The organism is Limnochorda sp., assembly GCF_047459355.1.
Taxonomy (GTDB): domain Bacteria; phylum Bacillota; class Limnochordia; order Limnochordales; family Limnochordaceae; genus Limnochorda.
Genome location: NZ_VSCV01000047.1, coordinates 1 through 7519, shown reverse-complemented (window position 1 = coordinate 7519; position 7519 = coordinate 1). Strand labels below are relative to the sequence as shown.

5 protein-coding genes are annotated in these 7519 nt (G+C 70.3%); 4 read left to right on the top strand and 1 reads right to left on the bottom strand.

All coding sequences use genetic code 11. The annotated features are described in order from the left end of the window. Positions 1 to 33: 33 nt before the first annotated feature. On the bottom strand, positions 34 to 2007 hold the full coding sequence (locus FWJ67_RS10295) for a glycoside hydrolase family 125 protein (protein ID WP_414482783.1): 1974 nt from the start codon (positions 2005 to 2007) through the stop codon (positions 34 to 36). Between the two features lie 387 nt (positions 2008 to 2394). On the opposite strand from FWJ67_RS10295, the gene FWJ67_RS10290 reads away from it, so the two are divergent. From FWJ67_RS10290 to FWJ67_RS10275, 4 genes are all read left to right on the top strand, one after another. Next, positions 2395 to 3990, top strand: coding sequence for an ABC transporter substrate-binding protein (locus FWJ67_RS10290; protein WP_304172981.1), 1596 nt, complete (start codon positions 2395 to 2397; stop codon positions 3988 to 3990). A gap of 99 nt (positions 3991 to 4089) precedes the next feature. Further along, entirely contained in the window at positions 4090 to 5037 is a 948-nt protein-coding gene (gene nikB, locus FWJ67_RS10285) for a nickel ABC transporter permease (RefSeq protein WP_304172983.1), read from the top strand. A 36-nt stretch (positions 5038 to 5073) separates the two neighbouring features. Continuing rightward, the gene (gene nikC, locus FWJ67_RS10280) at positions 5074 to 5973 is read left to right on the top strand and encodes a nickel transporter permease (protein ID WP_414482782.1); all 900 of its coding nucleotides are present in this window, start codon (positions 5074 to 5076) and stop codon (positions 5971 to 5973) included. 29 nt (positions 5974 to 6002) lie between these two features. Next, a complete protein-coding gene (locus FWJ67_RS10275; protein ID WP_304172987.1) occupies positions 6003 to 7469 on the top strand; it encodes a M14 family zinc carboxypeptidase in 1467 nt (488 codons plus the stop codon). Positions 7470 to 7519: the final 50 nt, after the last annotated feature.

Below are 7519 nucleotides of genomic sequence, written 5' to 3'. Positions count from 1 at the left end.
CGGCGCCTGGACCGCCCGGCGCTCGGGGCGGACTCAGCGGGGTGGTGCCATCCCGGCCCTCCAGGCGTGGACCAGCGCGGCGGCCACGTAGCCGGCGGCGGTGGCAAAGGCGGCGCCGGAACGGGCGCGGCCTGTTTCGGGGTCGATGGTCTCGCAGACGAAACCGCCGTCCAGCGGGGCCTTTCGGAGCAGGTTGAGGGCGTGGCCCTTCAGCTCCGGGGGTGCCCCGGCGGCCAGGAGGGTGTTGGCCGCGGCCAGAGGCCAGGGGTTGGGCGCGTGGCTGGAGCCCGCCTCGCCAAAGGGGCCGGGGTACCAGTAGGGGTTCTCCCGGGAGTGGACCCACCGGATGGTGTTGACCAGCACCGGATCGTCGGGCGGGCAGAGACCGAGGGTCCCCAAGAGCTGGAGGCTGCCTGGGGGGTTGTCGTAGAGGGTGAAGGCGCCCTGGCCGTCCACCGCCCAGGCGAACATGGGGCCGAAGGGGCCGTCCACCACGCACGTCGCCTGGATCGCCTGGTGGAGGCGGGCGGCCGTCTCCTGGGCCCAGGCGGCGAGCGGCGCATCATCCAAGCGATCATAGATGGCCTCCAGCTCCCGCAGGCCCCGCCAGAGGAGGGCGTTGGCGTAGGTGAGGTAGGGGTAGGGGGGCGGGTCGTCGGAGGGGTCCAGGAAGGTGGGGTAGAGGGGGCCGGGGCCAGCCAGCTCTTCCAGCACCGCCGGGAACGCCCGGAGGGCGGCCCGCACCTCGGGCTCGTCCAGGAGCGTCCCATCGCCCGTCGCCTCCAGGTACCGGCCCAGGGCGACGGGGTAGGCGGCCAGCTCGTCCAGCTCGAAGCCCGGGTAGAGGACGGCGCCGGTGATGTACTGAGCGTGCATGCCAGGATGCTTCCAGCCCGAGCGGAAGGCGAAGCGGAGGACCTCCCGGGCGGTGGCCGGCTCCACCAGGAGAAGGCCGGGGAGGCTCCAGAGGAGGGTGTCCCGGGCCCAGTAGGCGGCGCTCACGTAGTAGCGGGGGCTGCGGGAGGTGACGGCCACCCACGCCTCAGTGTCGATGGTCCGGCCGCAGGCGAAGAAGTGGCTGAAGAACAGGTTCCGGTTAACCACCTCCTCCAGGGCCTCATCCCCCAGCACCTGGCGACGCCGCTCAAGCCAGGCAAGGGTCTCCTCCAAGAGACGGTCCCAGCCCCGCCGGCGCAGATCCACCACCGTGGTCCGGGCCCCGTCCAGCTCCGGCGCCACCCCGACGAAGAAGGTGGCCGCCTCCGTGGCGCCCGGGGCCAGGGTGAGGGAGCGGCCCAGGGTGAACTGGACGGAATCAGCGGAGGGCGGGACTTCCAGGATGGGGGCCGCCTCGGCCGCGCCGATGGCCCAGCCCAGCACGGGCCAGCCCGCGGCCGCCTCCAGGGCCAGGCTGCCCGTCCAGGGATCGGGCTGGCAGGTGCGGGTGACGGGCATGGGGCGGCTCCGGAAGAGGCTGTAGACCAAGCTCGCCCAGCGGCCCTCCACTCCGACGGCAACCTCCACCGCCGAAGGCCGCCCGTTGGTCACCGCCAGCTGCAGGGCCCACCCCCGGTGCCCGATGGGCGCACAGTAGGTTGCCTCCAGGCGGAGCCCTTCGGCCTCCCACGCCAGGCGGGGGACCCAGTCGGCCAGCCACGCGACCTGGACCGGAGCTTCGCCCAAGGCAACCGCCTCGTCCCCCACCCGGAGGAACGGCCGGAGAAGCGGGGGAGGTTCCGAGGCGCTACCGGGAGACTCCCCACCGGCCGCGGGCCCGCCCGAATGGCCGGGGGCGGCCCAAGGGTCTGGCGATCCGGCCACGCCCAAGGAGCCCAGGGCCCGCATGGAGAGTACCTCCATGGTCCGCACCCCGCCGGTGGCCCCGTCGATGGCGGGCAGGGCCACCCACTCATTCCCCGTGGCCAAGGGGGGTGGGCCCTCCGCCAGGGTGGGGGAGGGGGTGAGGAGGCTGGGGTTCTGGGTGGGACGGCTCTGTTGATCGGACACCTGAGACCCTCCTTGTTGGGCGGCGGTCGAACGGTGACCCCGAAGCTCCGGCCCGCCAGTCCTCCAACCCGGGGCGTCAACGGGCGGCCTGGCCCTTGGCCGGGCGTGGGCCTTCCCTGAGCGTGCGCGCCTCTTCGGCGTCCCCCTCCCCCGATCCTTTCCCCGGGGCGAGAGGCCGCTTCAACGGGCCCCGGCGCTTGGCAGCAGGGCGCCGCCCCCCCGGAGATGACGAAGTTCGTCGACAAGATGGAAGTTTCGTGCCGAGAATGACTCTGAACGAGCCAGAGCGTTTCCCATTCGTACCAGACCTGGGCCTTTCGGGAAGGATCGGGGCAGGGCGTGTCGAAAGAAGCGGACCATACCGCACCGGTGAAAGGAAGGTTCTGGATGCAGCCGAGCTCCCTTCCCAAGTGGCTGAGGGCCCTGGGGACCGCGCTGGTCGCGCTGGCGGTCGCTGGGCTCCTGGCGGCCCTGCCGGCCCAGGCCCAGGGCGGCACCTTGCGCATCGCCGCGTCCACCATCCGACAGCTGGACCCCTACAAGTCGGCGGCCAATGATGAGGTCCACGTGTTCAGTCTGATCTTCGACACCCTGATCATCCACAGCCGGGAGGACTCCCGCCCGGTGCCCCACCTGGCCGAACGCTGGGAGACGCCGGACCCCACCACCTGGATCTTCCACCTCCGGCCGGGGGTCTACTTCCAGGACGGGAACCCCGTCTTCCCCGAGGGCCAGGGGCGGGAGGTGACGGCCGACGATGTGGTCTACTCCATCCAGCGGTTCCAAGAGGTGAGCACCGCTTTCACCTTGGGAGCCATTGCGTCGGTGGAGGCCCTGGACCGGTACACCGTCCAGCTCAAGACGGCCCATCCCGACCCCTTCCTGATCGTGGACCCCAACCGCCTGGCCCGGGTGGCCATCGTGCCCCGGGAGGCCATTGAGCAGCTGGGGGAGGACGGCTTCGCCCAACACCCCATCGGTTCGGGTCCTTTCAAGCTCCGCCGGTTCATCCCCGATGAGGAGGTCGTCTTGGAGCGGAACGAGGATTATTGGCTGACGCCCCACCTGGAGCGGGTGGAGTTCGTCGTCATCCCCGATCCCACCGTCCAGACCATCGCCCTGGAGGTGGGGGAGGTGGACGTGCTCCCCTTCCTCCTCAACATCGACACGGCCCACCAGCTCGCCCAGAATCCCGAGATCGAGCTGTACCAGCGGGGCGGCTCCTGGGCGGGGCTGGGCTTCAACCTGACCAAGGCTCCCTTCGATGAGTGGGTGGTCCGGGACGCCATCGCCAAGGCCTTGGACATTGACGCGGCCTTCCAGGCGGTGGTGGGTGAGGCGTTCGGCGAGCGGGCCTACGGCCAGGTGGGGCCGTGGGTGGGCTTCGGGTACGATCCCAGCCTCGCAGACCTCTGGCCCCACGATCCCGAGGGCGCCCTGGCCCAGCTCCGGGCCGCGGGCTTCGCCGACACCGACGGTGACGGCTTCCTGGACCGGGATGGGAAGCCCCTGCGGGTCGATATCAAGACCCCGCCCGGCTCCCAGACCCGGGTGCTCACCATCCTCGCCACCCAGCTCCGCCAGCTGGGCATCCAGGCGAGTGTGGTGCCGGTGGATATGGCCGTCTGGGCTGCCGATCTGATCAGCGGCAACAGCGAGGTCTTCTACGACTTCAGCTTCGCCGGCACAACGGGGCTCATCGCGCTCTTCCACAGCCAATCCATCGGCATGACCAACACCCACTTCTACGCCAACCCCGAGGTGGACGGGCTGCTGGATGAGGCAAGCCGCACCCTGGACGACGCCGAGCGGGACCGGCTCTGGAAGGAGGCCCAGCGGCGGATCATGCAGGATCGGCCCGTCATCCCCCTCTACTTCGAGCTGGCCTTCTCGGCGGTCAACCGGCGGGTGAAGGACTGGGTGCCCCCCTGGGGTGGGCTCCACCTGGTCTCCCTGGAGAACAACGTCTGGATCGAGGAGTAACCGTCCCGCCCTCGGGGCGGGGCGCTCCTGGCCGGCCCAACGGGGGCCGGCCAGGTCCCCCGGGCGACTCGGCAGCGATCAGGTGAGGTGGCGATCTCGGTGGCTCAGTACATCTCCAGGAGGCTCTTGCTTGCCGTTCCGGTCCTCTTTGGCATCACCTTCATCGTCTTCGCGCTGGTGAGCCTCGCGCCGGGGGATGCCATCAGCCTGATGCTGGGCTCGGAGAGCGCCAACCCAGCCAACGTGGAGCGGCTGCGCCAGGAGCTGGGGCTGGATCAGCCCTGGTACGTGCAATACGTGGACTACATGGGGCGGCTCCTCCGGGGTGATCTGGGGCGATCCATCACCTACGGCCGCCCGGTGGCGGACCAGATCGCACAGCGCTTCCCCAACACCCTGCTCCTCGCCTGCTCGGCCAGCCTGCTGGCGGTGGGGATCGGCCTGCCTCTGGGGGTGCTGGCCGCCGCCCGCCGGAACACGCCCGTGGACCACGCGGCCACCACCGGCGCCATACTGGGCGTGTCCCTCCCCAATTTCTGGCTGGGGCTGGTGCTGCTGCTCGCCTTTGGCATGCGCCTCCGCTGGCTTCCCATCCGGGGGATGGGGGACCTGGACCGGGGCCTGTGGCACTTTGTGAGCCACCTGATCCTGCCTTCGGTCACCCTGGGGGTGGCCCTGGCCGCGCTCCTCACCCGGCTCACCCGCTCGTCGGTGCTGGATGTGCTGGGGGAGGACTTCATCCGCACCTGCCGGGCCAAGGGGTTGCCCGGGTGGGTGGTTCTCTTCAAGCACGCGCTGCGGAACGCCCTGCTTCCCGTCCTCACCGCCCTGGGGATGCAGTTTGGGACCTTGCTCGGCGGGGCGGTCATCGTCGAGACCATCTTCTCCTGGCCGGGGATGGGGAGCCTGGCCGTCACCGCCATCCGGCAGCGGGACCTGCCCGTCATCCAGGGGACGGTCCTGGTCTTCGCCCTGAGCTTCATGGTGGTCACGTTGGTGACGGACCTGCTCTATGCCCTGGTCGATCCCCGGATCCGGTACGAGTAGTGGCGGGGTCCAGGGGTGCCGTCGGGGGGGAAAGGCGTGCAAGCAACCATCGAGGCAACCCAGGTGAAAGGGGCCAAGGCGGGGCCGAGCCGCCGGCTCAGCCGCCCGGTGCGGATCTTCCTACGCAACCCCGCGGCCCTGGTGGCCCTGCTGGTCCTCCTGGTCTTCATCGGGGCGGCCGTCTTCGCCCCCTGGGTGGCGCCCCACGACCCCTATGCGATGGACCTCACCGCCACCTTCCTGCCCGTCGGCTCGCCCGATCACCTCTTGGGGACGGACAACTTTGGCCGGGACATCCTCTCCCGGCTCATCTACGGGGCCCGGATCTCCCTTTTGATCGGTGTGGTGGTCGTCTCCATCGCGGCGGTGGTGGGCAGCGTCCTTGGGCTCCTCGCCGGCTACTATGGCGGCTGGATCGACCAGCTGGTGATGCGGCTGGTGGAGGTCTTCTACGCCTTTCCCTTCTTGATCTTGGCCATTGCGGTGATGGCCATCTTGGGGCCGAGCCTCTTCAACCTCATGTGGGTGCTGGGCTTGGTGAGTTGGCCCGTCTACGCGCGGTTGGTGCGGGCCACCGTGCTCTCGTTGCGAACTCAAGAGTTTGTGGAAGCGGCCCGGGCGGCCGGGGCAAGGGATGGGCGGATCATGTTCCGCCACATCCTGCCCAACTGCCTCACCCCCGTCATCGTCACCGCGGCCATGGGGATCCCGGAAGCGATCCTGGCCTCGGCCTCCTTGGGCTTCCTGGGCCTGGGAGTCCGGCCGCCGACCCCGGAGTGGGGGATGATGGTGGCCGAGGGGAAGGACTTCATGTTCCGGGCGCCTTGGCTGATCACCGGGCCCGGGGTCTGCATCGCGCTGGTGATGCTCAGCTTCAACCTGGTGGGCGACGCCCTGCGGGACGCGCTCAACCCGCGGCTTCCGGGGCGGTTCTAGGGGAATGGCCTCCGAAAGGATGAGAGACGATGGCGCATCGGAGCAGCTCGGCGGGCGGGACGGGGCAGGGGAGGCTGGAGGCCCTCCTGGCCCGGGTGCCCGACTACCCGTTCTTCCTCACCGTCGATGAGCTTTTCGCCGCAGCCCGGGGTGTGGCCGCAGCCCACCCGGAGGTGGCCGCCTATAGCGAGGTGGGGACCTCCACCGACGGCACCCCGATCCCCATGGTGACCATCGGCGACGGCCCCCAGCGGATCATGCTGGTCGCCTGCCCCCATCCCAACGAGCCCATCGGCGCCATGCTGGTCCGCTTCCTCATGGATGAGCTGGTGGTCAACGGGGAGCTTCGGGCGGGGCGGACCTGGTACCTCCTGCCGTGTGTCGACCCCGACGGCGTGCGGCTCAACGAAGGCTGGTTCCGGGGGCCCTTCACCCTGCGCCACTACGCCCGGCACTTCTACCGGCCCCGGTTCGAAGAGCAGGTGGAGTGGACCTTCCCGGTCCGCTACAAGACCTTCGTCTTCGACCAGCCCCTGCCCGAGACCCGGGCCCTCATGGCGGCCATCGAACAGGCCCGGCCCCATATCCTGTACTCCCTCCACAACGCCGGCTTCGGCGGCGTCTTCTACTACCTTTCGCACGATCTCCAGGCGGCCTACCCGGAGCTCCACCGGATCCCCACGGACCGGGGGCTCGCTCTTTTCCAGGGCGAGCCTGAGGTGCCCTGGGCCCGGCCCCTCCACCCGGCCGTCTACGCCATCCCCAAGAGCACCGATGCCTACGACTACTTTGAGCAGTTCGGGGTGGGGGACCCCGCGGCGCAGATGATGGGCGGGGCCTCCAGCTTCGAGTACGCCGAGCGGTTCGGCAGCCCCATCTCCCTGGTGACGGAGGTGCCCTACTACCAATCGCCCAAGATCGCCGACACCACCCCCACCGGCCGGACGCGCCGGGAGGTGGTCCTGGCCGGGCTGGAGCGGGTCCGGGAGGTGGTGGGCCTGCTGGACCGCCTGCTGGCCCAGACCCTGCCCGTGATGACCGAGGATTCCCGCCTCCTCCGGGCCGTCGCCGCCTTCACGGCGAGCCAGCTCAAGATGCTGGAGAGCCAGGCCCGCTGGGCCGCCCAGGCCGAGGGGATGGACCAGCCGGCCACCGTCGCCCAGGAGGCGGATGCCCTGTACCTGGGCCCCTTCTACCGGGTGCTGGTGGCCAGCATGCTCCACCGGGCTTTCGAGCACCAGCTGGCCCACCTGGAACGGCTGCCGGCCGGGGCTCCCCTCCCAGGCCCCGACGGAGCCACCCTCGACCGGGCCCAGGCCGAAGCCCTCATCCGCCAGGCAGATGGGGAGCTGGAGCGCCACCTGGACCGGTGGCTGACCGAGGTGGAGACCCACCTGCCGTACACGGTGATCCCCATCCGGAATCTGGTCCAGGTTCAGTACGGAGCCCTCTTGGCCGTGCTGGAGGCGGTGGAGCCGGCGGGCGCGACCGGGTGAGGGGGCCTTAGGCGGGAGGGCCGACTAGGCGCGGCGGGTCGCATTCCCGT